Annotated in this window: 26 protein-coding genes; 12 read left to right on the top strand and 14 right to left on the bottom strand. The window is 68.5% G+C overall.

The features are described from left to right. The first annotated feature begins 37 nt into the window (after positions 1-37). On the top strand, positions 38-1,660 hold the full coding sequence (locus BN976_RS25260) for a peptide chain release factor 3 (protein ID WP_036375140.1): 1,623 nt from the start codon (positions 38-40) through the stop codon (positions 1,658-1,660). A 43-nt stretch (positions 1,661-1,703) separates the two neighbouring features. Here the strand turns inward: BN976_RS25260 and BN976_RS25255 are convergent, their stop codons facing one another. Further along, complete coding sequence (locus BN976_RS25255; RefSeq protein ID WP_109489664.1) at positions 1,704-2,561, bottom strand: helix-turn-helix domain-containing protein; 858 nt, start codon at positions 2,559-2,561, stop codon at positions 1,704-1,706. Positions 2,562-2,714: 153 nt separating this feature from the next. Here BN976_RS25255 and BN976_RS25250 point away from each other — a divergent pair, with 153 nt between their 5' ends. Beyond that, the gene (locus BN976_RS25250) at positions 2,715-3,566 is read left to right on the top strand and encodes an SDR family NAD(P)-dependent oxidoreductase (RefSeq protein ID WP_036375138.1); all 852 of its coding nucleotides are present in this window, start codon (positions 2,715-2,717) and stop codon (positions 3,564-3,566) included. 49 nt (positions 3,567-3,615) lie between these two features. On the opposite strand, the gene glpK is transcribed toward BN976_RS25250, so the two are convergent. Beyond that, positions 3,616-5,133, bottom strand: a complete 1,518-nt coding sequence (gene glpK, locus BN976_RS25245; protein ID WP_036375135.1) for a glycerol kinase GlpK — start codon at positions 5,131-5,133, stop codon at positions 3,616-3,618. A gap of 9 nt (positions 5,134-5,142) precedes the next feature. Between glpK and BN976_RS25240 the strand changes: the two genes are divergently transcribed. The 5 genes from BN976_RS25240 to BN976_RS25220 all read left to right on the top strand — a co-directional run bounded on the left by BN976_RS25240 (position 5,143) and on the right by BN976_RS25220 (position 10,077). Beyond that, positions 5,143-5,916: a class I SAM-dependent methyltransferase gene (locus tag BN976_RS25240; protein ID WP_036375513.1), complete on the top strand. Its 774-nt coding sequence runs from the start codon at positions 5,143-5,145 to the stop codon at positions 5,914-5,916. Between the two features lie 10 nt (positions 5,917-5,926). Continuing rightward, positions 5,927-7,417, top strand: coding sequence for a glutamate-cysteine ligase family protein (locus BN976_RS25235; RefSeq protein ID WP_036375134.1), 1,491 nt, complete (start codon positions 5,927-5,929; stop codon positions 7,415-7,417). A gap of 35 nt (positions 7,418-7,452) precedes the next feature. After that, positions 7,453-8,127: an SAM-dependent methyltransferase gene (locus tag BN976_RS25230; protein ID WP_036375132.1), complete on the top strand. Its 675-nt coding sequence runs from the start codon at positions 7,453-7,455 to the stop codon at positions 8,125-8,127. A 105-nt stretch (positions 8,128-8,232) separates the two neighbouring features. Continuing rightward, on the top strand, positions 8,233-8,832 hold the full coding sequence (locus BN976_RS25225; RefSeq protein ID WP_051558558.1) for a TetR family transcriptional regulator: 600 nt from the start codon (positions 8,233-8,235) through the stop codon (positions 8,830-8,832). 15 nt (positions 8,833-8,847) lie between these two features. Beyond that, positions 8,848-10,077 carry a cytochrome P450 gene (locus BN976_RS25220; protein ID WP_199559010.1) on the top strand — a complete coding sequence of 410 codons (1,230 nt, stop codon included), beginning with the start codon at positions 8,848-8,850 and terminating at the stop codon, positions 10,075-10,077. Here the strand turns inward: BN976_RS25220 and egtE are convergent. From egtE to mrf, 7 genes are all read right to left on the bottom strand, one after another. Continuing rightward, the gene (gene egtE, locus BN976_RS25215; protein WP_036375130.1) at positions 10,067-11,146 is read right to left on the bottom strand and encodes an ergothioneine biosynthesis PLP-dependent enzyme EgtE; all 1,080 of its coding nucleotides are present in this window, start codon (positions 11,144-11,146) and stop codon (positions 10,067-10,069) included. The genes BN976_RS25220 and egtE overlap by 11 nt on opposite strands. Beyond that, entirely contained in the window at positions 11,143-12,108 is a 966-nt protein-coding gene (gene egtD, locus BN976_RS25210; protein WP_036375127.1) for an L-histidine N(alpha)-methyltransferase, read from the bottom strand. Before egtD ends, egtE begins: the two co-directional genes overlap by 4 nt. Further along, a complete protein-coding gene (gene egtC / locus BN976_RS25205) occupies positions 12,108-12,797 on the bottom strand; it encodes an ergothioneine biosynthesis protein EgtC (protein ID WP_036375123.1) in 690 nt (229 codons plus the stop codon). The genes egtD and egtC overlap by 1 nt, the downstream gene beginning before the upstream one ends. Beyond that, positions 12,790-14,136, bottom strand: a complete 1,347-nt coding sequence (gene egtB, locus BN976_RS25200) for an ergothioneine biosynthesis protein EgtB (protein ID WP_036375120.1) — start codon at positions 14,134-14,136, stop codon at positions 12,790-12,792. Before egtB ends, egtC begins: the two co-directional genes overlap by 8 nt. Further along, positions 14,133-15,407 (bottom strand): ergothioneine biosynthesis glutamate--cysteine ligase EgtA, encoded by a 1,275-nt coding sequence (egtA, locus tag BN976_RS25195; RefSeq protein ID WP_011782610.1) that lies wholly within the window; start codon positions 15,405-15,407, stop codon positions 14,133-14,135. Before egtA ends, egtB begins: the two co-directional genes overlap by 4 nt. A 112-nt stretch (positions 15,408-15,519) precedes the next feature. Continuing rightward, positions 15,520-16,215, bottom strand: coding sequence for a sensor domain-containing protein (locus BN976_RS25190; protein ID WP_011782611.1), 696 nt, complete (start codon positions 16,213-16,215; stop codon positions 15,520-15,522). 8 nt (positions 16,216-16,223) lie between these two features. After that, positions 16,224-17,345: a ribosome hibernation factor-recruiting GTPase MRF gene (gene mrf, locus BN976_RS25185; protein WP_036375117.1), complete on the bottom strand. Its 1,122-nt coding sequence runs from the start codon at positions 17,343-17,345 to the stop codon at positions 16,224-16,226. 102 nt (positions 17,346-17,447) lie between these two features. On the opposite strand from mrf, the gene rpmB reads away from it, so the two are divergent. The 4 genes from rpmB to rpsR are packed head-to-tail and all read left to right on the top strand — an operon-like array spanning position 17,448 to position 18,401. Next, a complete protein-coding gene (rpmB, locus tag BN976_RS25180; protein WP_036375114.1) occupies positions 17,448-17,684 on the top strand; it encodes a 50S ribosomal protein L28 in 237 nt (78 codons plus the stop codon). Further along, the gene (rpmG, locus tag BN976_RS25175) at positions 17,684-17,848 is read left to right on the top strand and encodes a 50S ribosomal protein L33 (protein WP_011782614.1); all 165 of its coding nucleotides are present in this window, start codon (positions 17,684-17,686) and stop codon (positions 17,846-17,848) included. The genes rpmB and rpmG overlap by 1 nt, the downstream gene beginning before the upstream one ends. After that, positions 17,848-18,153 (top strand): 30S ribosomal protein S14, encoded by a 306-nt coding sequence (rpsN, locus tag BN976_RS25170; RefSeq protein WP_011782615.1) that lies wholly within the window; start codon positions 17,848-17,850, stop codon positions 18,151-18,153. The genes rpmG and rpsN overlap by 1 nt, the downstream gene beginning before the upstream one ends. Further along, complete coding sequence (rpsR, locus tag BN976_RS25165; RefSeq protein WP_011782616.1) at positions 18,150-18,401, top strand: 30S ribosomal protein S18; 252 nt, start codon at positions 18,150-18,152, stop codon at positions 18,399-18,401. Before rpsN ends, rpsR begins: the two co-directional genes overlap by 4 nt. 30 nt (positions 18,402-18,431) lie before the next feature. Here the strand turns inward: rpsR and BN976_RS25160 are convergent, their stop codons facing one another. From BN976_RS25160 to BN976_RS25150, 3 genes are read right to left on the bottom strand one after another with little or no spacing between them, the layout of a single operon-like run. Beyond that, on the bottom strand, positions 18,432-18,860 hold the full coding sequence (locus BN976_RS25160) for a RidA family protein (protein ID WP_051558557.1): 429 nt from the start codon (positions 18,858-18,860) through the stop codon (positions 18,432-18,434). Then, entirely contained in the window at positions 18,857-20,377 is a 1,521-nt protein-coding gene (locus BN976_RS25155; protein ID WP_051558556.1) for an APC family permease, read from the bottom strand. The genes BN976_RS25160 and BN976_RS25155 overlap by 4 nt, the downstream gene beginning before the upstream one ends. Continuing rightward, positions 20,374-21,285 (bottom strand): phytanoyl-CoA dioxygenase family protein, encoded by a 912-nt coding sequence (locus tag BN976_RS25150; RefSeq protein ID WP_199559009.1) that lies wholly within the window; start codon positions 21,283-21,285, stop codon positions 20,374-20,376. The genes BN976_RS25155 and BN976_RS25150 overlap by 4 nt, the downstream gene beginning before the upstream one ends. A 128-nt stretch (positions 21,286-21,413) precedes the next feature. Here BN976_RS25150 and BN976_RS25145 point away from each other — a divergent pair, with 128 nt between their 5' ends. Beyond that, complete coding sequence (locus BN976_RS25145; RefSeq protein WP_036375111.1) at positions 21,414-22,028, top strand: TetR/AcrR family transcriptional regulator; 615 nt, start codon at positions 21,414-21,416, stop codon at positions 22,026-22,028. A gap of 9 nt (positions 22,029-22,037) precedes the next feature. Here the strand turns inward: BN976_RS25145 and BN976_RS25140 are convergent, their stop codons facing one another. Beyond that, positions 22,038-23,486 carry a catalase gene (locus tag BN976_RS25140; RefSeq protein WP_036375107.1) on the bottom strand — a complete coding sequence of 483 codons (1,449 nt, stop codon included), beginning with the start codon at positions 23,484-23,486 and terminating at the stop codon, positions 22,038-22,040. Positions 23,487-23,579: 93 nt separating this feature from the next. Next, complete coding sequence (locus BN976_RS25135) at positions 23,580-23,978, bottom strand: hypothetical protein (protein WP_036375104.1); 399 nt, start codon at positions 23,976-23,978, stop codon at positions 23,580-23,582. Positions 23,979-24,045 lie beyond the last annotated feature (67 nt).

Below are 24,045 nucleotides of genomic sequence, written 5' to 3'. Positions count from 1 at the left end.
CGGTTTCGCGACCGCGGCCAATAAAATCGGACACATAATGACGACTTCCACCGCGGCCGGTCATCGAGCCGACCTCGTCTCGGCCGAGGCGCGACGCCGCAGAACGTTCGCAGTGATCAGCCACCCCGACGCAGGCAAATCCACGCTGACCGAGGCTCTGGTGCTGCACGCCAAGGCGATCACCGAGGCCGGCGCCATCCACGGCAAGGCCGGGCGGCGCGCCACGGTGTCGGACTGGATGGAGATGGAGAAGGCCCGCGGCATCTCGATCACGTCCACGGCACTGCAGTTCCCGTACATCACGCAGGCCGGCAACACCTGCGTCATCAATCTGCTCGACACCCCCGGCCACGCGGACTTCTCCGAGGACACCTACCGGGTGCTGACCGCCGTCGACTCGGCGGTGATGCTCATCGACGCGGCCAAGGGCCTCGAACCGCAGACGCTGAAGCTCTTCCAGGTCTGCCGCCATCGCCGCATCCCGATCATCACCGTGGTCAACAAGTGGGACCGTCCGGGCCGTCACGCGCTGGAGCTGATGGACGAAATCCAGTCTCAGATCGGGCTGCGCCCGACACCGTTGACCTGGCCGGTCGGTATCGCCGGCGACTTCAAGGGCGTGCTCGACCGGCGCACCGGAAAGTTCATCCGCTTCACCCGCACCGCGGGCGGCGCCACCGCAGCCCCCGAGGAGCACATCGACCCCGACAAAGCGCATGACGCGGCCGGGGTGGACTGGGACAACGCCGTCGAGGAGTCCGAGCTGCTGAGCGCCGACGGCGCCGACTTCGATCCGGACACGTTCCTCGACTGCACCTCGACGCCGGTGCTGTTCACCTCGGCCGCACTCAATTTCGGCGTCAACCAACTGCTCGACGTGCTCGCCCAACTCGCGCCGTCACCGAACGGAGCACTCGACATCGACGGCAACCGCCGCGAGGCGGCCGCACCGTTCAGTGCGTTCGTGTTCAAGGTCCAGGCAGGTATGGACTCCGCCCACCGCGACCGCATCGCCTACGCCCGGGTCTGCTCGGGCACGTTCGAACGCGGCGACGTGCTCACCCACGCGTCCACCGGTAAACCGTTCGTCACCAAGTACGCGCAGTCGGTGTTCGGCAGGGAACGGTCGACGCTGGACACCGCCTGGCCGGGCGATGTCATCGGCCTGGCCAACGCCGCCGCACTGCGCCCGGGCGACACGCTCTACCAGGACATCGCCGTGCAGTACCCGCCGATTCCCAGCTTCTCGCCCGAGCATTTCTCCGTCGCGCGGGGCACCGACCCGAGTAAGCACAAGCAATTCCGCAAGGGCATCGAGCAGCTCGACCAGGAAGGCGTCGTGCAGGTGTTGCGCTCGGATCGCCGCGGCGAGCAGGCTCCCGTCCTGGCTGCCGTCGGGCCGATGCAGTTCGAGGTGGCCAGCCACCGGATGGCCGCCGAGTTCGGCGCCCCGATCGCTCTCGAGCCGCTCCCCTACACCATCGCCCGCATCTGCGATCCCGCCGACGCCGAGGCGCTGGCGAAGATGGCCGCGGTGGAGGTCTTCACCCGAACCGACGGCGTGATGCTGGCGGTGTTCTCCACCAAATGGCGCCTGGAGACCGTGCAACGGGAGAACCCCGCCATGGAGCTCCGCGAGCTGGTCGCGGCGGGCCGGTAGCACTTGCGATTTCGGTGTCGTCGGTCACGCTGACGTTGACCGACTACAGCGAATTCGCACTCCAGCTCAGCAGCAGGTTCAGTGCGTCGCGGGACGGGGTCCCCGCTTCGGCGAGGTAGACGAACAGCGTCTGCTCCGCGTCACCGGGCATCGTGAAGGTCTCGTAGTCGACCGACAGGTCGCCGACGACCGGGTGTCGCAACCGCTTGGTTCCGTACGTCCGTTGGAACACCCGGTGTTCGGCCCACCACGTCCGGAATTCCGCACTGGCAGCGGATAATTCGTCGACGAGTTCGATGACGGCCGGATCGTGCGGGTCGCCGCCGAAATCCAAACGCAGGTTCTCGACGGCAGTTCGGGCCTGGACCGGCCAGTCCGCGAACAGGTTTCGTGCCTGCTCTGAGGTGAACATCCACCGCGCGTAGTTGCGCTCACGAGGGGGCATCGCGTCGAAGTCGGCGAACAGCACGCGGGCGGCGCGGTTGGTCGCCAGCACGTCGGTGCGACGGCCGAGGATCATCGCCGGCGTGCCGTCCAGCGAGTCCAGCAGTTGGTACAGCCCGGGTCTGACGCGCTGCACCGGCCGCGAGGACCTGCGGCGCGTCGGCGACGCTTGGACGAGACGGCCCAGGTGGACCCGGCCGGTCTCGCCGAGATCGAGGGCCCGGGCAATCGCATCGAGCACCGCCGCCGACGGGGTGATCCGCCGGCCCTGCTCCAGACGCGTGTAGTAGTCGGTCGAGACGCCCGCCAGCAGCGCCACCTCCTCCCTGCGCAGGCCCGGCACCCGGCGGATCCGGCCGTCGGCAGGAAGGCCTGCCCGCGCCGGGTCGACCGCGCTGCGAGCGCGTCTGAGGAAATCCGCGAGGTCGCGGTTGGCGTCGGCCACGTTCGCCATCATCGCAGAACCGCGCGCCCGCAACGTAGGACAGCGAGTCCCAGGCTGTGCCGTCCCCGGTCGGGCAGGGCCCGCTGTGCACCCCCGTCGTCCGCGCCGGACACACACACTGGAGCTGGCAAAGCCATTCGGCGACAAACGATTCGAGGAGCAGCCATGCCCTATCCCACCGATACCCCCGCCACCTGGTTCGTGACCGGCGCATCCCGCGGGCTCGGCGCCGAACTCGTCCGGCAGCTGCTGCGGCGCGGTGACAACGTCGCCGCGACCACCCGCTCGGCCGAGCGTCTCGGCGCTGCCCTGGCCGGCGTCGACACCGGCCGGTTGTTGCCGTTGGAGCTCGATCTGACCGACGCCGCCGCTGTCGACGGCGCCGTCGCGGCCGCGCTGGACAGGTTCGGCTGTCTCGACGTGGTGGTGAACAACGCCGGGTACGGCTTCCTCGGCGCGGTCGAGGAGACGACGGACGCAGAGATCCGGCAGATGCTGGACGTTCAGGTGTCCGGCGTCTGGAATGTGCTGCGCTCGGCCGTGCCGCACCTGCGGGCCGCGCGCAGCGGACACATCATCAACGTGTCCTCGATCCTCGGGCTGACCGCCGTGCCCGGATGGGGGCTCTACTGCGCGGGCAAGTTCGCGCTCAACGGCATGTCCGAGGCGCTGGCGGCGGAGCTGGCCGAGTTCGGGATCCGGGTCACCATCGTCGAACCGGGCTACTTCCGGACCGACTTCCTGACCACCGAGTCGCTGGCGCTGCCCACCGCGGCCGGCGACGCCTATCCGGCGATCAGGGAGATGACCGAGCAGCACCTGCAGTTGCAGGGCAGCCAGCTCGGCGACCCGGTCAAGGGCGCGGCGGCCGTCATCGACGTCGCCGTGACAGGAGACGGTCCGCTGCACCAGCTGCTCGGGTCGGACGCAGTCTCCTACGCCGAGGCCAAGATCGACGCGTTGACCGCGGACGTAAACGCCGGCCGTGCCCTGGCGCTGACCACGGACCACCAGTGAGCGATTTCGGTGTAGTTGGTCACGCTGGCGTTGACCAACTACACCGAAATCACTCGACGTCGACCCAGTCCATGGTCCGCTGCACGGCCTTGCGCCAGCCCGCGTATCCGGCGGCCCGCTGATCGTCCGACCACGTCGGCGACCACCGCTTGTCCTCCTGCCAGTTGGCGCGCAGATCGTCTGCGCCGTCCCAGAATCCGACGGCCAGACCGGCCGCGTAGGCGGCGCCGAGCGCCGTCGTCTCGGCGACCACCGGCCTGACCACGTCGACACCGAGCACGTCGGCCTGGATCTGCATGCACAGGTCGTTCGCGGTGATGCCGCCGTCGACCTTGAGGACCTCGAGGTGCACGCCGGAGTCGGCGGCCATCGCGTCGACGACGTCGCGGCTCTGGTAGCAGATCGCCTCCAGCGTCGCGCGCGCCACATGCGCGTTGGTGTTGAACCGGGACAGCCCGACGATGGCTCCGCGCGCGTCCGAACGCCAGTACGGGGCGAACAGGCCGGAGAACGCGGGCACGAAGTACACCCCGCCGTTGTCCTCGACCTGGCGGGCCAGCGATTCGCTCTGTGCGGCGCCGCTGATGATGCCGAGCTGGTCGCGCAGCCACTGCACCGCCGAACCGGTCACCGCGATCGAACCCTCAAGCGCGTAAACGGGTTTGGCGTCACCAAACTGGTAGCACACCGTGGTCAGCAGGCCGTTGCGGGACCGCACGATGTTCTCGCCGGTGTTCAGCAGCAGGAAGTTGCCTGTGCCGTAGGTGTTTTTCGCTTCGCCGGCATCCAGGCACACCTGGCCCACCATCGCGGCCTGCTGGTCCCCGAGGATCCCGGTGACCGGAATCTCTCCGTCGGCGGGGCCCCAGTCCACGGTGACGCCGTGGGGTTCCGGCGACGACGACGGCCTGATCTCGGGCAGCATCTGACGCGGAATGTCGAAGAACCCCAACAGTTCGTCGTCCCAGTCGAGCGTCTCGAGGTTCATCAGCATGGTGCGGCTGGCATTGGTGACGTCGGTGACGTGGACGCCGCCGCGATGCCCGCCGGTCAGGTTCCACAGCACCCAGGTGTCGGTGGTGCCGAACAGCGCGTCTCCCTTCTCGGCGTCGGCGCGCAGGCCGTCGACGTTCTCCAGCAGCCACTGCAGCTTCCCGCCGGAGAAGTACGTGGCCGGCGGCAGCCCGGCCTTCTGCCGGATGACGTCGCCGCGCCCGTCACGGTCCAGTGCCGATGCGATCCGGTCGGTGCGGGTGTCCTGCCAGACGATCGCGTTGTAGTAGGGCCTGCCGGTGTGCCGGTTCCACACCAGCGAGGTCTCCCGCTGATTGGTGATGCCCAGCGCCACCAGGTCTGAGGTGGAGAGCTTGGTCTTGTTCAGCGCGGTCGCCAGCACGGACCCGGTGCGCTCCCAGATCTCGACGGGGTTGTGCTCCACCCAGCCCGCCCTGGGCAGGATCTGTTCGTGTTCGAGCTGGTGACGGCCCACCTCGGCCCCGTCGTGGTCGAAGATCATGCACCGGGTGCTGGTGGTGCCCTGGTCGATTGCAGCGACGAAGTCGGCCATTCGTCCATGATGGACTACATGCCCGGACAGACGAGAGACATGCCGCGTGACATCGCGACGATGCCGCGCGGCGGCCCGGACGCGTCCTGTCTGGACCGGCTGTTGGAAACGGACCGTCGCGAGTACCTGGACCGGGATGACGTCGACGAACAGATCAAGCGCAGCGTGATCCGGGCGCTGGACTGGACCGGCGAGGTGTTCGGCAACCACGAGAAGTTCGCCAAGATCGCGCTCGACGAGGTCGCCGACGTGGCCGACCCCAGGATCCTCGAGTTGGGGGCCGGCCACGGTGGCCTGTCCCGCAAGCTGCTGGAGTGGCATCCGAGCGCGCGCCTGACCGTCACCGACGTCGAACCCGCCTCCGTCGCCGCGATCGCCGCGGGGGATCTGGGCAGCCACCCGCGCGCCACGGTCCGGCAGATGGATGCGACGGCGCTGGACGCGGCCGACGGCGAGTTCGATCTGGCGGTGTTCGCGTTGTCGTTTCACCATCTGCCGCCCCAGTTGGCGGCCCGGGCGATCGCCGAGGGCGCCCGGGTGGCCGACAAGCTGCTCATCATCGACCTGCCGCGTCCGCCGGCCCCGCTGCACGTGCTGCGGCTGGCCGCGATGCTGCCGTGGGCGCCGCTGGTGCCGTTCCTGCACGACGGCGTCATCAGCTCGCTGCGCGCGTACAGCCCGTCGGCGCTGCGTGCGCTGGCCGACGACGCCGATCCCGCCGTCGACATCGAATTACGCGGCGGGTTGCTCAGTCCTCAGGTCGCGGTGGCCACGCGCCGATAGGCTCGGCGAGGTGGGCGAGGATGTCAGCGAGCAGCTGAAGCAGAGCGAGTTCAGCCGGGTGCATCGCCGCGAGTACCGGCGCAAGGTGCAGCTGTGCCTCGACGTGTTCGAGACGATGCTCGCGCAGTCCAGCTTCGACTTCGAGAAGCCGCTGACCGGCATGGAGATCGAGTGCAACCTGGTCGACGCCGAGTATCAGCCGGCGATGAACAACTCCGAGGTGCTGGAGGCGATCGCCGATCCCGCCTATCAGACCGAATTGGGCGCCTACAACATCGAATTCAACGTGCCGCCGCGCCGGCTTCCGGGCCGCGCCGCTCTCGACCTCGAAGACGAAGTCCGTGCGAGCCTGAACGCCGCGGAGGCCAAGGCCGGCACCGACGGGGCCCACATCGTGATGATCGGGATCCTGCCCACCCTGATGCCCGAGCACCTGTCAGGCCACTGGATGAGCGAGTCCACCCGTTACCAGGCCCTCAACGACTCGATCTTCACCGCCCGGGGTGAGGACATCATGATCGACATCGCGGGCCCGGAGCGGCTGAGCCTGCAGACCGCCTCGATCGCCCCCGAATCCGCCTGTACCAGCATGCAATTGCATCTCCAGGTGTCCCCGGCGGACTTCGCCAACAACTGGAACGCCGCCCAGGTGCTGGCCGGCCCGCAGCTGGCGCTGGGCGCCAACTCGCCTTACTTCTTCGGCCACCACCTGTGGGCCGAAACCCGCATCGAGCTGTTCGCCCAGGCCACCGACACCCGCCCCGACGAACTGAAGACGCAGGGCGTGCGGCCGCGGGTCTGGTTCGGGGAACGGTGGATCACGTCGATATTCGACCTGTTCGAGGAGAACGTCCGCTACTTCCCTTCGCTGCTTCCCCAACTGTCCGACGAGGATCCGGTGGCCGAGCTGGCCGCGGGCCGCACCCCGAAGCTGTCGGAGCTGCGGCTGCACAACGGCACCGTCTACCGGTGGAACCGGCCCGTCTACGACATCGTGAACGGACGTCCGCACCTGCGGGTCGAGAACCGCGTGCTGCCTGCCGGGCCGACGGTGCTGGACATGATGGCCAACGCCGCCTTCTACTACGGGATGCTGAGGGCCCTGTCCGAGGAGGACCGCCCGTTGTGGACCAAGATGAGTTTCGCTGCGGCCGAAGCCAATTTCGTCGCCGCCGCGCAGCACGGAATCGACGCGCGGCTGTACTGGCCCGGCGTGGGTGAGGTGACTCCCGACGAGCTGGTGTTGCGCCGGCTGCTGCCGATGGCCGACGAGGGCCTGCGCCGGTGGGAGGTCGCCACGGAGGTGCGGGACCGCTACCTCGGAGTGATCGAGGGCCGCGCCAAGACGGGCCGCAACGGCGCGGTGTGGCAGTCCACCACGGTGGCCGCCCTGCAGGACCGCGGCTTGACGCGGCCGGCGGCGCTGGCCGAGATGCTGCGGCTGTACTGCGAACGCATGCACTCCAACGAGGCTGTGCACACCTGGGACCTGCCGGCCTGACGAGCCACGACGCCGGCGCGGGTACGTTGGCGCACATGGCCGAGGTGATGGACTGGGACAGCGCATACCGGGGCGAGGGTGAGTTCGAGGGCGAGCCGCCGTGGAACATCGGCGAACCGCAGCCCGAGCTGGCGGTGTTGTGGCGCGACGGCAAGTTCCGCAGCGAGGTGCTCGACGCGGGCTGCGGGCACGCCGAGCTGTCGCTGGCGCTGGCCGCCGACGGCTACACGGTGACCGGTGTCGATCTCAGCCCGACCGCGGTGGCCGCGGCGACAGCCGCGGCCGCCGAGCGCGGGTTGTCGGAGCGGGCGTCGTTCGTCGCCGCCGACATCACCGCGTTGACGGGCTTCGACGGCCGGTTCGCCACCGTCGTGGACAGCACGCTGTTCCATTCACTACCGGTCGAGTCCCGCGACGCTTATCTGCAGTCCGTGCATCGGGCCGCCGCGCCCGGGGCGGGCTTCTTCGTGCTCGTCTTCGCCAAGGGCGCGTTCCCGGCCGAGATGGAGGGCGGCCCCAACGAGGTCACCGAACTCGAACTGCGCGAAGCGGTTTCCCCGTACTGGACCATCGACGACATCCGGCCGGCGCTGATCCACACCAACGTGCCGAAGTTGCCCGGTATGCCGCCCCCGCCGCTGGATCTGCTCGATGCCCGGGGCCGACTGCGGATGCAGGCGTTCCTGCTGTCGGCGCACAAGGAGTCCTGACGCACGACGTCGGTCACGACGCCCCGGCGACCCTTGACCCCGGATCGCCGCGATGTTTAGATCCGAACAACGTTCGATTTCGAACGTTGTTCGGAAGGGGGCGGTGTGGCGCGGATCCGCAGAGCAGGCGCGGCGCTCCCCTACGGCGCTCTGGACCGCGACCACCTCGTCAAGCACCTGCTCGAGTTGGCGCGTAGGGTCGGCGTGGAGAACGTCACGATGCGGGCGCTGGCGACCGAGGCCGGCACGTCGGCATCGTCGGTGTACTACCACGTCAAGGACAAAGCCGCCCTGCTCGACCTACTCGCCGAGTCGGTGATCGAAAGCATCGAGATCCCCACCGACGGCGACTGGGAGCAGCGCACCCGGGCGCTCTACACCAACGCGTGGAAGGTGCTGATCGCCATCCCCGGTATCGCGGCGATGCTGCAGCAGCGCCCGCTGACCGGCGCCGCCGACGCAATGGACCGCACCGTCCGGCAGATCATGGCCGAATCCGGTTGGACCACAGACGAAGTCGCGGCCGCTCACGCCGTCCTCTACATCCACCTGCTCGGCTCGGTCCAGCTGGAACATCACCTGCGCCACAGCGGTATCGGAAGCAGGTCCGACGACGGCGCGGAGTCGGTCTTCCAGCACGGGCTGCGGGTGATCCTCGCCGGACTGTGCAGTTGTCACACCGATACCGCCACGCCCGCAGAATGATCAGAGGAGGCCTCCATGTCGCGGTTGTCGAATCCGTTGCACTCGCCGGCGTTCTACGCGGGTGATCCGTTTCCCGTCTACCGGGAGTTGCGGGCCACCGACCCGGTGTGTTGGAACGACGAACACGAGTTCTGGGCGCTCCTGAAGTACGAGGACATCCGCCACGTCTCGACCAACCCCGCGCTGTTCTCGTCGGCGAAGGGAGTCACGGTGCCCGACCCGGCGATCGAGAACCCGGTGATGGAAGGCAGCCTGATCTTCACCGATCCGCCCCGGCACCGCCAACTGCGCAAGCTGATCAACTCCGGGTTCACCCGGCGGCAGGTCGCCATCCTGGAACCGAAGCTGCGGGCCTTCGCCCGGGCTGCTCTCGACGCGATCGACCCGTCGGCCACCGAGTTCGCCGAACAGGTCGCCGCCCCGCTGCCGACCCGGATGATCGCCGAACTCCTCGGCGCCCCCGACGAAGACTGGGAGCAGTTCCGCACCTGGTCGGACGCGACGGTCGGCATGGACGATCCCGACGTCGAACTGGACACCTTCGCCGCGATGGGCGAGCTGTACCAGTACTTCGAGGCGCAGATCGCGCGTCGCCGCGGCGGCACGCTGCGCGACTCCGACGACCTGCTCTCGGTGTTGGTGGCCGCCGAGGTCGACGGGGTCCGCCTGACCGACCAGGATCTGCTGCAGTTCTGCCTGCTGCTCCTGGTCGCCGGCAACGAGACGACACGCAACCTCGTCGCGCTCGGCACCCTGGCGCTCATCGAGAACCCGGACCAGTTCCGGCTGCTGCGGCAGCGGCGCGACCTGGTGCCGACGGCCGTCAAGGAGATGCTGCGGTACGCGTCACCGGTCGCCAACATGACCCGCTGCGCCACCCGCGATGTCGAGATCCGGGGCCGCGCGATCCGCGCGGGCCAGTACGTGACGATGCTCTACGGCTCGGCCAACCGCGACGAAGACGTGTTCGGCCCCACCTCCGAGCAATTCGACATCACTCGGAACCCGAACCCGCACTTGGCTTTCGGCTGTGGCGAACACTCCTGCCTGGGAGCGCAGCTGGCCCGTTTGGAGGCCCGCGTGCTGTTCGAGGAGCTGCTCAACCGGTTCGACCACATCGAGCTCGACGGTGACGTGCTGCGGATGCAGGCCACGATGGTGCCCGGGGTGCGCCAGATGCCGGTGCGGTTGAGCGCGACCGCGGCCGAGCCGCGAGAAACCGGCACCGCGGCCGTCAGCGTGTGACGGTGGCCAGCGCGTCGGCCAGGGCCGCGAGGTCGGCGTCGGTGACGTCGACGTGCGGGGAGACCCGCAGCGCCGGGTGGCTCATCTCCCGCGGCGCGCGTTCCAGACCGAGGTAGGTGGTCACGATCTGGTGTTCGGCGATCAGGCGGGTGCGCACGTCCAGCGGGTCGAGACCGTCGGTGGACTGCAGCGTGGTGATGGCGCTGGGTTCGGTGACGTGTTCGACCACCCGCCAGCCCGGCACGTCGGCGAGCGCGGTGCGGGTGGCCGCGCCGACTTCGCGCAGCCGGGACTGCACCGCGTCGGGACCGGCGGCCACGTACTCCCCCACCGCGACCGAGAAGCCCACCTGCAGGCCGACATTCGTCTCGGCGTGGTTGAGCCGGATGCGGGTGTCATCCGCCAGCAGCCCGGGCCTGCTGGCGAGCACCCCCACCCCGCGGGGGCCTGCCGTCCATTTGCGCGACGACGAGTAAAGCGCGTCGGCGCCGATTCCGGCGACGTCGAGATGCGCGAACCCCTGCGCAGCGTCGACGATCAGCGGGATACCGTGCCCCCGGCACGCCGACGCCATGTCGCGCACCGGCTGAACGATCCCGCTGTGGCTGCCCAGCACGGTGAAGTGCACGAGCGCGGGCTGATGCGACGACAGCGCGGCACCGACCGCATTGACGTCCAGCCGGCCGAACTCGTCGACCGGGAGAGTCTGGGTGCTGAAACCGTGGCGCGCCATGATCGCCAGGTTGGGCCCGTACTCACCCGGAAGGCAGGCCAGCGTGCGCTCCCCCGTCCAGTCCCCGAGCAGGATGTCGAGGGCGTGGTTCGATCCGGTGGTGAAATGTACTACCGCATCGGGCATTCCGGTGAGAGCCCGGACGGCGGCGCGGCCCGCGTCCAGCGCGGGCGCGGCAGCCTCGGCTGCGACGTAGCCGCCGACCTCCGCCTCGTGGCGGGCGTGCTGGGCCGCGGCCTCGATGACGGCGAAGCTCTGACGCGAACATGCCGCGCTGTCGACGTGAACCCCGGCGACAGGCGGTCGCGCCGAGCGCCACTGCTCGGCGAGCATCATTTCACCGCCAGCGAGAGTCCGAAGTCACCGGCGTCGTCGGTCCACCAGTGTGTCCGCCGCAGCCCGGCGCTTGCCAATTCCTGGTCCACACCGGATGGCCGGAATTTGCACGACACCTCGGTGAGCAGCTGCTCACCGTCGGCGAAGTCGACGGCCAGGTCCAGCGCCGCGATGTGCACCCGTTGCGTGCGTGTGGACCGCAGCCACATCTCGATGCGTTCCTCGGCCGCGTTCCAGCGGGCGACGTGCTCGAACGCCTCGACGCCGAAGTCGGCCCCCAGTTCCCGGTTGATCACCGCCAGCACGTTGCGGTTGAAACGTGCTGTCACCCCGGCGCTGTCGTCGTAGGCACGCAGAAGTCGGCCGGTGTCCTTGACCAGATCGGTGCCGAGCAGCAGGGTGTCGCCGGGCTGCATCAGTTCGGCCACCGAGGCCAGGAACTCCGCGCGCGGACCCGGGGTCAGGTTGCCGATCGTCGAACCCAGGAATGCCACCAGACGCCGTCCCACGGCGGGGATCTTGCCCAGGTGCTCCTCGAAATCGCCGCACACGGCCTCGATCTGAACCCCGGGATACTCCGCCTCGATCGACGCACCCGCATCCTTGAGCACGCTCGCGTCGACGTCGAACGGGATGAATCGCCGCAGTGTCCCCCGGTCGCGCATGGCGTCGAGCAGGGCGCGCGTCTTCTCCGACGTTCCGCTGCCGAGTTCGACGAGCGTGTCGGCTCCCGACGCCGCGGCGATCTCCGCGGCGCGTGCATGCAGGATCTGCGCTTCCGCGCGGGTCGGGTAATACTCCGGCAGCCGGGTGATCTGGTCGAACAGGTCGCTGCCCACCGAGTCGTAGAACCATTTCGGCGGAAGCGTTTTCGGATGTTGGGTCAAGCCGTGCCGGACGTCGCGGCGCAGCGCCTCGTCCGCGGCGTCGGCGGCCAGGTAGTTCTCCAGCGAGAACGTCATCACGATCCTTTCAGCGGTCTCAGGTGCACGTGCGCCCCGTCGACCTCGACGAGGTGGCGGTCCGGGACTTCCTGCCAGGCGGGGTCGTCGTCGTAGGGTTCGCTGGCCACCACCACGCCGTCGTCACGGCGCAACACCGACAGCGTGTCGCCCCAGGTGGTCGCCAGAAGACGAGTTCCGTTGCCGGCCAGGATGTTCAGCCGGGCGTTCGGGTCCTCGGCAGCCACGCCGGCGATGGTGGCGCCGAGCTCGTCGATGCCGCGGTCGAAGATCAGCGCCGCCAGCAGCGCGCTGTCGTTGGTGGACTCGGCGCGCGGGGACGAAGGCAGCACTGCGCGGTCGACGAGCCCGTTGTGGGACAGCAGCCAGGTGCCGTCGGTGAACGGCGCCGAGGCCGACGCCTCGATGGGCATGCCGACGCTGGCCGACCGCACGGCGGCCACCACACACCCGCTGCGCAGCGCCGGCGCGACGGAGGCGAATGACGCGTCACCCCACAGCGGGGCCGCGCTGCGCCAGCGCCGGGCCACCGCCCCGTCGAAGAAGCCGACGCCCCACCCGTCGGCGTTCATCAATCCATGCTTCTGGCGGCGCGGCGAATACGACTGCACCAGCAGCCCCGACGGCGGTTCCAGTATCAGCGAGGCGACCGAGACGGGGTCGCCGAGCCAGCCCAGGTGCCTACACATATCCATCTACTCTTCGCGTAAGCGGTCCCCCGCAAGCGGGAGGTGCCCCCACATCGTCCCAAGCAAGGCGCACGCCGGAGAAGATCTGCCTGCGGATCGGATGGTCCCAGTTGCGGAAGCTGGGGCGCAGGATGTTGGGCGCGACGGCCCAGGATCCGCCGCGCAGGACCCGGTACTCGCCCGTGCCGGTGCCGTCGAAGAACGGCTGTGAGTACCGCTCGTAGACCATCGGTGTGAAGCCGGGCCACGGCCGCAACGGTGAGCTCGTCCACTCCCACACGTCGCCGAGCATCTGCTCGGCCCCGTAGGCCGACGCACTCTGCGGGTACGCCCCGACGGGCGCCGGACGCAGGGACCGGCCACCGAGGTTGGCCACCTCGGCGGTGGGTTCGGTTGCGCCCCAGGGATATCGGCGCCGGGAGTTGGTTTCGGGGTCCCAGGCGCAGGCCTTCTCCCACTCCACCTCGGTGGGCAGGCGCGCCCCCGCCCACGCCGCATACGCCTCGGCTTCGTAGTAGGTGACGTGCTGAACGGGTTCCTCGCCGGGAATCTCCTCGACGTACCCGAAGCGGGTGCGGCTGCCGTCCCCGTTCCAGTACAGCGGCGCGGTCAGGCCCGCCTGCCTGCGGTGTGCCCAGCCCGCATCCGACCACCACTGGCGTCGGTGGTAGCCGCCGTCGTCGACGAACTGGCGCCACTCCGCGTTGGTCACCGGCACGCGGCCGATCCGGAACGCGGGCACGTCGACGACGTGGGCGGGGCGTTCGTTGTCCAGCGAGTACGGCTCGGTCACCGCGTCGACACCCAGCACGAACTCGCCGGCGGGAACCCGCACCGAGGTGCCTGCGGTCTGAGGGCGGCCCGGCGGCAGCGATGTGCCACGGTCGAGCAGTGGGGCACCGGACCGCAGGCTCAGCGCCTGCAGCATCGTCTCGTCGTGCTGGTTCTCGTGGCTGACGACGAGCCCGAACGTGAAGGCGTCGGGGTGCCCGTCGGGCAACGCGTCCAGCGCGTCGAGCACCTTGCCCCGCACGGTCGCGCAGTAGTTGCGGGCGTCGGTCGGCGGCAACAGCGGCAGGTCGGCGCGGCTGGCACGGGAGTGCACGAACGCGTCGTAGAGCTGGTCCACCTGCGGCGGCAGCAGGCCGGGCCGGTCGGGGTTGCCGCCCCGCAGCAGCCACAGCTCTTCCTGCTGGCCGATGTGGGCGAGGTCCCAGACCAGCGGGCTCATCAACGGGTCGTACTGGCGCCGCAGTTCGGCGTCGTCGAACGCGACGAGCCGCAGCGTGCGGTCCCTGGCCTCGGTCAGCTCGCAGGCAAGCGCCTCGCGTGTCGTCACAACTCCCCTTGTGCCAGTTCGGTGACCGCGTCCGCGATCCCGTGTGCCACCACCCGGTCGGCGAAGTCGTCGGCCGGGCTGCGGCCCTGCTCCACCGAACGCACGAGATGTCCCATCGATTCCTCGAGCGCCCTCGGCGCGCGGTCGGCGGCGGCCTGCACGCACCGGGTGGCGGCGGCGTGCAGCCTGCGGTCCCGCAGTCCGAGCTGGGCCGCGCGGTCCCACGCGGTGGCCACCTCTTCGGTGGCCTCGGCGGCGACGTCGGCGGCGGCCGGATCGTCGAGCAGGGTGGCAAGCGTGTACACCACCGCCGGCCACGTGGCGTCCGGGACACTGTCGAGATAGCGCACTTCCAGGAACCCGCGGGGCCGCACCGGTGGAAACAGGGTGGTCAGGTGGTAGTCCAGGTCGGCGAGGGTGGGCGGGCGGTCATCGAGCAGCACCCGCCCGTCGGCCCAGTCGGCGAACGGCACCCACTGCGTGACCGGGGTCGGGTCGGGGCTGTGGACCAGCATCACCGGCGCCCGCAGCGCGTACCGGGCCCAGTCGCTGGCCGGGTCGTCTCCGCTGGCGCCCAGGATCGGTCCGCAGCGGGCCGAGTCCAGTCGACTCCACACCAGCTGCCGGGTGGACTGCCAGCCGGTGAAGTCGCCGCCGAGAACGGGTGAGTTCGCGGCGATGGCGATCATCGTGGGGCCGAGCGCATGCGCCAACCGCACCCGGTCGGCCCACCCGGCCCGCGGGCCGGCCTCGAGGTTGACCTGGACCGACGCGGTCGACGTCATCATCGCCGCGCCGGCGTCGCCGCTGTCGCTGGCGCGGAAGAACGCCTCCATGGCCTGGTATCGCGGGCCCGGGTTGACGCGTGCGGCCGGACGCAGCGGGTCGGCCCCGACCAGCACCAGCCCGAGCCCGGCCCGCGCGAACGCCGCCCGCAACACGGTGTGGTCGGCGGCCATCGCCGATATCGCGCTCGCCGGTTCTGCCAACGGTGGCCCTGACAGTTCCACCGCGCCGCCCGGCTCGACGGTGACGACGCTGCCGCCCGGCAACGGCGGCAGCGCGGTGATCGTCGCGGTCAGCTCGTCCCAGCCGGGCCGTCGCGATGGATCGGTCAGGTCGAAACAGTGGGCCTCGACCTCCAGGCCCACCTGCCCGACCGGCCCGTCGATCAGACAGCCGTCGACGATGTGTTGCGCGGCGGCTTCCGCGCTGCTCAGTGGGTCGAAACGCTGTTCGACGACACCGTCGGACGTCATGGTGCAGGCCATCAGCCGCCCCCTCCGGGTCTGGAACGATCGCTGCGTCTCTACCCATCTTCCAGAGGGGACCGACAAAATCCCGAGATTTTTTCGGTGACGTCCGGATGACGTGTCCGCGCAGCTACTGCCCCAGGGTGTTCTGCATGGCGCCGGCCAACACGTCGACGGCCGGACCGCCGTTGCCCGACTGGCACACCTTGGCCTGCAGCAACACGTTCTCCCGCAGCCGTGTCGTCACGAAACAGCGCCGGTCGGTGCCGGCCTCCTGCTTGACCCAGTTCGCGTCGGTCGCCGTGGTGGGGCCGGCGGTGAAGGTCCACACCTGGGTGGTGAAGTTGTCCAGATGCATGGCCGTGGTCTGGCCGTTGCACCCGACGGTGCGGTCGACGAGACGGTGCAACGCCCGGTTGGCGGCGTCGGTGGTGGCGAAGACCCCGACTGCCTGCTTGACGAAGTGCCTGGCATCGGTGGGGGACTCCTGCGCGACCGCCCCGCTGAACGCCGCCAGGTCCGGGTCGTTGTAGACCTCTGGCAGGCCGATGTCGGCCCAGTTGTTGCAGGCCGGGTTGTCGACGTAGAAGGCCTGGAACGGATCGGTGAACGTCGACTCGAAGCCCAGGCGGGCGCCGACGATGTTGCCGACCGAGCCCTTGCTCAGCACCGCGTAGTTGACGACACCGGGGTCCGAGGGCCGCGCCGACGCCGGGGCCGCCACCCCCACCGACAACGCCGCGATCGCGATGCCGGCGGCAACGCGCGTCGCGTCAGACCGGCGCCGTGAGCTGGACTCCGCACTGTGGACGACTTCGCTGCTCATTCACCCGATCATGCCAGCCGGGCCTCGTCGGCATCCCCTTCGAGCGTGTCGTGGAACGGGTCCTCGTAGCGGCCCCAGTCCTGCGGGCGCTGCATCTCGGCGTCGGTGAGCAGCGCGCCCTGCAACGCATCGATGATGTCGGCCGGTTCGGCCCCGCACACCAGGACCGTCATCGACGTGTGCCGATCTCCGTGCGGATACCCCCAGATCAGGTCCGCCATCGCCCGCCGCTCCGGTCCGACGTAGGCGATCTCACGGGAAGTCATGGCGGCCAGCCACTTTCCCGTCCGCGTGACACGCAGTCCGCCGCCGGCCGTCTCCAGCCACAGGGCATGGCCCGGACGGTTGGCCAGCCACAACCGGCCCCGGCTGCGGATCACGCCGTCCAGCAGCAGATCGACGGCGGCGTGCAGGCGCAGGGGATGAAACGGGCGGCGGGATTGGAATTCGACAAGGCGGACCGGTCCTGCCGCCTCGAGCGGGGGTTGACCGGACAACAGCGAGGCGTGTGGATCGTCGCTGCGGCCGCGGCGCGCATCGGGGTCCAGATCGGCGAGCGCGACGCCGAGCCGTTGCGCGCCGACGGCGACGCGAGCCCTGGGCGCCAGCCTGCGGGTGACGGCAACGACGTCGGGGTCGGGGCCGGTGAGGACGACGACGTCGGCGAACTCGACCTGGCCGACGACCACCTGGGCGACGGTCCGTCCGTCGTCGAGTTCGTCGTCGCCGAGCGCCTGGCGCAACCACGTCGAGGTGTCGACGGCGGTGACGACGGCCGCGATCGCCACGTCGCGTGCCGCGGGCGACCGGGTGATGGCGAAGCAGACCTGTTCGGGTTCCATCCACGGACCGAGCCGCACGGCGATGCGTTTGACGTCGGGTCTGCGGTGCAGCCGGCGCAGGTGCGAGAGCAGGTCCTCGCGCACGGTGCAGGACAGGCAGCAGTTCGTCAGCTCCAGCACCTCGTCTGCGGTGTCGAGCAGCCCGCCCTGCACCACTGTCGTGCTGCGGTGCACCACGTGCCCGTCGAACCGGTGCTCCACCAGAACCGTTCCGGCACCGTCCAGGAGGACACCGGTGATGCCGTCGGTGTCGCTCTGTCCGGCCACGACCACGACTGGAGTGCGCATCGGCAATGCCCCCTTAATGGGAATGATTTCCAATAGGACGGCGTTCACGCTACAGTCTCGGCAGTCGCTTGTCGAAAACGATTTCCAATAAGGAGGAGTGTCGTGTCCGCGCACTGCCAGGTCACCGGCCGAGCGCCGGGTTTCGGTAATGCGGTGTCGCATTCGCATCGCCGCACCCGCCGCCGGTGGAACCCCAACATCCAGACCAAGACCTATTACCTGCCGTCCGAGGGGCGCCGGGTGACGCTGCGGGTCAGCGCCAAGGGCATCAAGGTCATCGACCGCGACGGCATCGAATCGGTGGTGGCCCGCCTCCGCCGGGAAGGGCAGAAGATCTGATGGCACGCAACGAGATTCGTCCGCTGGTGAAGCTGCGCTCCACGGCGGGCACCGGATACACCTACATCACCCGCAAGAACCGCAGAAACGACCCCGACCGGATCACGCTGCGCAAGTACGACCCGGTGGTACGGCGGCACGTCGACTTCCGCGAGGAGCGCTGATGGCCAAGAAGTCCAAGATCGTGCAGAACGAGCGGCGCCGCGAGATCGTGGCCCGCCACGCCGAGCGCAGGGCCGAGTTGAAGGCGATCATCAAGTCGCCGTCGACGACGCCCGAGGCTCGGGTGGCGGCGCAGTCGGAGCTCAACCGCCAGCCCCGCGACGCGAGCCCCGTGCGGGTCCGCAACCGCGACTCCGTCGACGGCCGACCACGCGGCCATCTGCGCAAGTTCGGGCTGTCGCGGGTACGGGTCCGCGAACTCGCTCACCAGGGCCAGCTGCCCGGCGTCCGGAAGTCGAGCTGGTGACGGCGCGGCGGCGCGAGGCCGCACCGGCCAAGAAGCGCCGAAACCTGTTGAAGAGCCTGGGGATCGAGCGCGTCGACTACAAGGACACCTCGACACTGCGGCAGTTCATCTCCGAGCGCGGCAAGATCCGCTCGCGGTCGGTGACCGGCCTGACCGTACAGCAGCAGCGCCAGGTCACCACGGCCGTCAAGACCGCCCGCGAGATGGCGCTGCTGCCGTACCCGGGTCAGAATCCGACCGGCCGCTAGGGCCGCGATCGGAATCCCGACCCGCCGTGGTCAACGCACGGCGATGGCGGTCAGCTCGAGTTGCTGCTCGGGATGGATGAATCCGGACACGGTGACCCAGGTGCTCGTCGGTGGATGCACGCCGACCCAGTCCTTGAGAAGCGGCGCGCATGCCGTCAGGGCAGCCATGTCCGTGGTGTAGACGGTCCACGCCACCAGATCGCAGCGGTTGGCCCCGACGGATTGCAGCGAACGGTCGAGCACCTCGAGGACGAACCGCAGCTGATCCTCGAAGGTCGTTGCCACGAGGCTCAATTCGGCACCACCGGTGAGCGGCGCGATGCCCGAGACGTAGACGGTGTCACCCGCAACGGCAGTCTGTACGATGCCGATGTCCTCGAACACCTCCTTGTCCACGTAGCCGATGTCCGGGATACCGCGGTCGATGCTGTTGGCGTTCACTTCGGCTTGGGCGCTCACAGCAGGGCCTCCTCCTTGTCGTTCGTACCATCGGGTAGTTCAGCCAACTCCTCGTCGATCGACGGCGCCGCGAGGATTCGGCTCGGGTCCAGGCGTTGCGGGTGACGGACCGCGATCACCGCGAGCGCCACGATCCCGATCACCCACCAGGCCGCCACGAAGTACCCGGCCATGTTGAGCGGATAGGACAGTGGCGCAACGAAACTGAATGCCGTGATGCCCGCTCCGGCGCAGAACGTCGGGAACAGGAACGCCAGCCCCACCATCGGCACCACCAGATGTGTCAGCACCCGGAATTCCGAACGCCGGAAGCGCAGGTAGTACACCGGGCAGGCTACGCACACCGCCATGTAGATCGGCAGCACGCCGACGGTCAGCACGGTCCCGGTGACCATGAAGCCGGTGACCGGCCCGTAGCTCAGGCCGACGGCGAGTGTGACCGCGGTGGCTGCGGTGAAGATCACCGCGATGGCCACGACGGGTGACCGGAACCGGGCATGAGTGTGTTTCAGTGCCCGCGGCAGGGTGCCGGCCCGGCCCAGTGCCCACGCCACCCGGGTGGCGGCCATACCGGCGCCGTTGGCCGACGCCAGTCCGGAACTGAGCAGGGTGATCAGCAGGATCACCCAGCCGATTCCCCAGAAGGTGCGGGTGATTTCCATCCACGGATCGCCGTCACCGTAGGACAGAAAGTCCGAGTAGCTCCCGGGACCGAAGTAGACCGCAGAGGCATAGGTGGTGATGACGAAGAAGATCCCCACCAGCACCACGGATCCGATAACCGCCCACTTGATCGTATGTTTGGGGTCCTTGGCCTCCTCGGCGAGGGGCGCCGCGGCATCGAAGCCGATGAAGGCCAGAAACGCGTACACCGCGCCGGCGATGATGCCGCTGATGCCGGCGAATCCGTCCACGGTCGCGTGCGTGGTCCAGAACACCGACAACGTGTTGCGCTCGCCGGCGGCGACGATCATCCATATCGAGAGCACCAGCATGACGACGATCTCCAGCGCGCCGAGCATCATCCCGACCCGCGTACCGAACTGTGCGCCAAGGTAGTTCATCACCAGTGCCAAGGCGATGCAGCCCAGCGCACCGATGATCCACCACGCCGTGTATCCGAGGCCGAGCGCGCCGCCGATGGCGCCGCCGACCAGGTTGCCGACCAACAGTGCGAGATAGGGCAGCGCAGCGGCGTAGACGAGCAGGGTGCCCCAACCCGACAGAAAGCCGGCCCCGCCGTGAAAGGCTGCGGCCAGGTAGGACGGCATCCCCGCCGCTGACGTCACACGTTTGGCCAACTGACCGATCGCCACGGCGACGCACACACAGCCGAACAACGCGAACACCACGGAGGCCGGTAGGGCGCCGCCGGCGAACGCAGCACCACCGATGACCGCGAACGCGGCACCCACGCCCGGCGCCATCGTGGCGATCGAGACGAACGTCGCTTCGGCCAGGGTGACACTGTCGTGTGCGAGATCGTCTGTGTCGCTGCCTGTCTCGGCCCTGGTCACGCGCGATGCCCTGCCGTGTCGGTGATGAGGTTCATCAGCGTGTTGGCTGAGCCGGCTCGCTCGACGGCGTCCTGCATGGCGTCGATCGACAGCATCCCCGTGGCGTCGTCGCGGATCACCGACATCGGGTCCTTCACATCGCCCACGTATCCGATGGCGAAGCAGCCCAACTGGTAACCCATCAGTTTGAGCAGATCGTCGTCGAGGGTCCTGGCGACTTCGATCGGTGTGGACAGGTACTGGTTCTCCTCCTGTCGCACCCACCCGACCGCGTACGTGATGTTGAGCGCCTGCCGGATCTTGTCCTCGGTGGTGTTCGCGCCACCGCCGTGATAGATCTTCCCGTTGTAGAGCAGCACCGATCCCTTCTCCATCTCGGCGGGAAGCGATTCCTCCTGGCTGAACTTCTCGTCCGGGCCCAATAGGTGACTACCCGGGACCACCCGGGTGGCTCCCATCTCCGCGGTGTAGTCGCTCATCGCCCACAACGTGTTGCACTGCACCTGGTAGTCGGCAGGGAAATGGAAGAAGTCCCAGGCCAGTTCGTCGCGGTGGATCGCCTGGGCCGGTGAGCCCGGCCCGATCGAGATGACCTGGGTCAGATGGAGCTGGAATGCCGACGCGTGACTGAGGTAGTCACCTGCCACAGCGAGAATCGTCGGATGCGCGACGAGACCACGCGACGTTTCGGACCGGGCGATCAGCGAACCGGTGCGGCGGGTGCGTAGTCCGAGGAAGTTGTCGTTACCGTACGCGGTGGTCTCGACGTACGGCGTCAACTCATCGTTGATGCGGTCCATCGTCTCGGGACCGACCAGATTGTCGATGATCACGTAGCCGTCGCGCCGCATACAGGCGGTGATCTCATCGGGGCTGGCAGTCGGCGGCAGGTGGTTGAGTTCGGTCACAGACGCTCCTCGGCGAAGTTCATACGGGTCGCACGACCCGCCAATTACGACTCGAGTCTGAACTGAAGTCTGTTTCGAGGACGGGTCGGTGGGTAACGAGTGGGTAAATCCGACTAGAGTCGGGTTTCATGGCCGAGACCATGCGCAGGCTGCCCGCCCAACGGCGCAGCCGACAGACGGTGCAGCGCATTCTCGACGCTGCCGAGAATCTGCTCGCCACCGTGGGATACGAGCGAGCCGTGGAATCGCCGATGCTGCTTGTCGAGCACGCAGAGGTCAGCAAAGGTGCGTTCTACGCCTACTTCACCAACCCCGAGATGGCGATGGAGACTCTCGCGCTCAGCTATATGGAGAAGTCGACGCAGATGGCAGACGAGTTCGCGGAGGATGAGTACGCGAACTGGGAAGAGGTCGCCCGGCGGGCCATCTCGGTCTACAGCGACTACTACCGAACGCCGGCCGTGCGCGAACTGTGGCTCAACGGCCACCTCTCACCTGTCGCCGTCGCCGCCGACGAGCGTGCCAACCTCTATATCGCGAACAAGCTGTGGGAGGCGATGCGCAGGGTGGCACCGGCCGAGACGGCGAGCACCGAGGTCTATCACTGCTCGGTGGCCATCGAGATCCTCGACTATCTCCTGCGCTTCGCCTTCCGCAGAGAACCCGACGGCGATCCGCGACTGATCAGGGAAGCCGCTGTGGCGATGGTCGCCTACCTGCGCACCACGACCACCGCTGGTTGACGCGAAACCCTAGCCGCCACCGTTACGCACGCCCTCCTCGACCTTCTTGCCCAGGTCGGCATCGACATTGCGCCAGTACTCGAACACCCTCGACAGCACGGGCTCGCGCACACCCTTCGAGACATGGCCGATGATGTTGTGCGCCAACCGGTCCCGAGCCTCGTCATCGAGCACCTCACGGACGAGGGTTCCGGCCTGACCGAAGTCGTCGTCGTCGGCACGCAGCGCATAGGCCTGCCGGACCATGTCACCGTCGGACGCCCAGTGCACTTCGGAGGCGCGCCTCGGGTCGGCGTGCGGACCGCCCATCGAGTTGGGCGCATAGACGGGGTCGGTGACGTTGCGGATCCGCATGGCGCCGTCCTTGGAGTACGCGTTGACCTCGACCTGCGGCTCGTTGACGGGAATCTGCTTGTAGTTCACGCCGAGTCGCGCGCGGTGCGCGTCCGAGTAGGAGAACCCGCGAGCAAGAAGCATCTTGTCCGGACTCAGGCCGGTGCCGGGCACGATGTTGTTCGGCTCGAAGGCCGCCTGCTCCATCTGTGCGTGGTAGTCGACGACGTTGCGGTTCAACGTCATTCTGCCGACCTCGTGCAGCGGGTAGTCCCCGTGCGGCCACACCTTCGTCAGGTCGAACGGGTTGAAGCGGTAGGTTTTGGCGTCCTCGAACGGCATGATCTGTACGTGCAGCGTCCAGCTCGGGAAGTTGCCGTCCTCGATGGCGGTGTAGAGGTCGCGCTGGTGGTAGTCGCCGTCCTCGCCGGCCAGCCGGTCGGCGTCCTGCTGGGTGAGAAAGTCGACGCCCTGATCGGTCTTGAAGTGGTACTTCACCCAGAACAGCTCGTCAGCGGCGTTGAGCCAGCTGTAGGTGTGGCTGGAGTAGCCGTTCATGTGTCGCCACGTCTTCGGGATGCCGCGGTCGCCCATCAACCAGGTGACCTGGTGCGCGGATTCCGGTGACAACGTCCAGAAATCCCACTGCATATGGTGGTCGCGCAGGTTGGTGGCCTGCATCCGCTTCTGGCTGCGGATGAAGTTCTGGAACTTCATCGGGTCCCGCATGAAGAAGACCGGGGTGTTGTTGCCGACCATGTCGAAGTTGCCCTCGGACGTGTAGAACTTCAGCGCGAAACCGCGCGGGTCGCGCCAGGTGTCCGGGCTGCCCCGCTCCCCCGCCACCGTCGAAAAACGGGCGACCATATCGGTTTTCGCGCCGGGCTGCAGGAACGCCGCCTTTGTGTAGCCGCTGACGTCCTGGGTCACCTCGAACTGCCCGAACGCGCCGCCGCCCTTGGCGTGGGGCTGACGCTCCGGAATGCGTTCGCGGTTGAAGTTGGCCATCTGCTCGATCAGGTAATGGTCCTGCAGCAGGATGGGGCCGTCCGGACCGACGGTCAGTGAATGCTCGAGGCTGGGGATCGGCGCACCGGCGTCGGTCGTCGTGAACTTGTCAGCCATGTCTTCTCCTCACGATGGGCGGCATCCGGGCTGGGCCGCCGTCCTCCTGGGGCGGGGTACCCGGATGCCGCTCAAACCATCCCGGGAAGACGATCAGGGCCGCGGCGGCGCGGTGGGGGCCGCGGGGCCTGCGGGCTGACGCGGGGATTCCATCACCGGCCCGCCCGGCCCGAAGGGCCCCGCAGAGCCGGGTCCGCGCTGGAATCCGCCCTGCGGCCCCATCGGGGACATCATCGGGCCGTGGTGCATCACCCCGATGTGGTGATTGCGCGGCCCGTCGCCGATGTTCTTGCCGACGAAGACCCCGGCGCCGAAGATGGCCGCCACGATGAAGACCGAGCCGGCAACGATGCCGACCCAGAGGGCCGCCTTGTTGAGGCGACCGGACGGCTGCTGGACATAGACCGTCTGCGGTGGGACCGGCGGCGGCGGAGTTCCGACAGGCGCGGTGACGGGTTCTGACTCTTCTCGAGGCGGCGTTGCTTCACTCATGGCGCTGATGATTCACCCCGATCCACAGCTGACGTTAGGTCCCAGCTGTGAATCAGCTATGCGCTCT

Origin of the sequence: Mycolicibacterium austroafricanum, from assembly GCF_000612725.1 — a bacterium.
Lineage (GTDB): Bacteria > Actinomycetota > Actinomycetes > Mycobacteriales > Mycobacteriaceae > Mycobacterium > Mycobacterium austroafricanum.
Note: the sequence above shows the minus strand (reverse complement) of the source record. Positions and strands in the feature narration are given on the sequence as shown.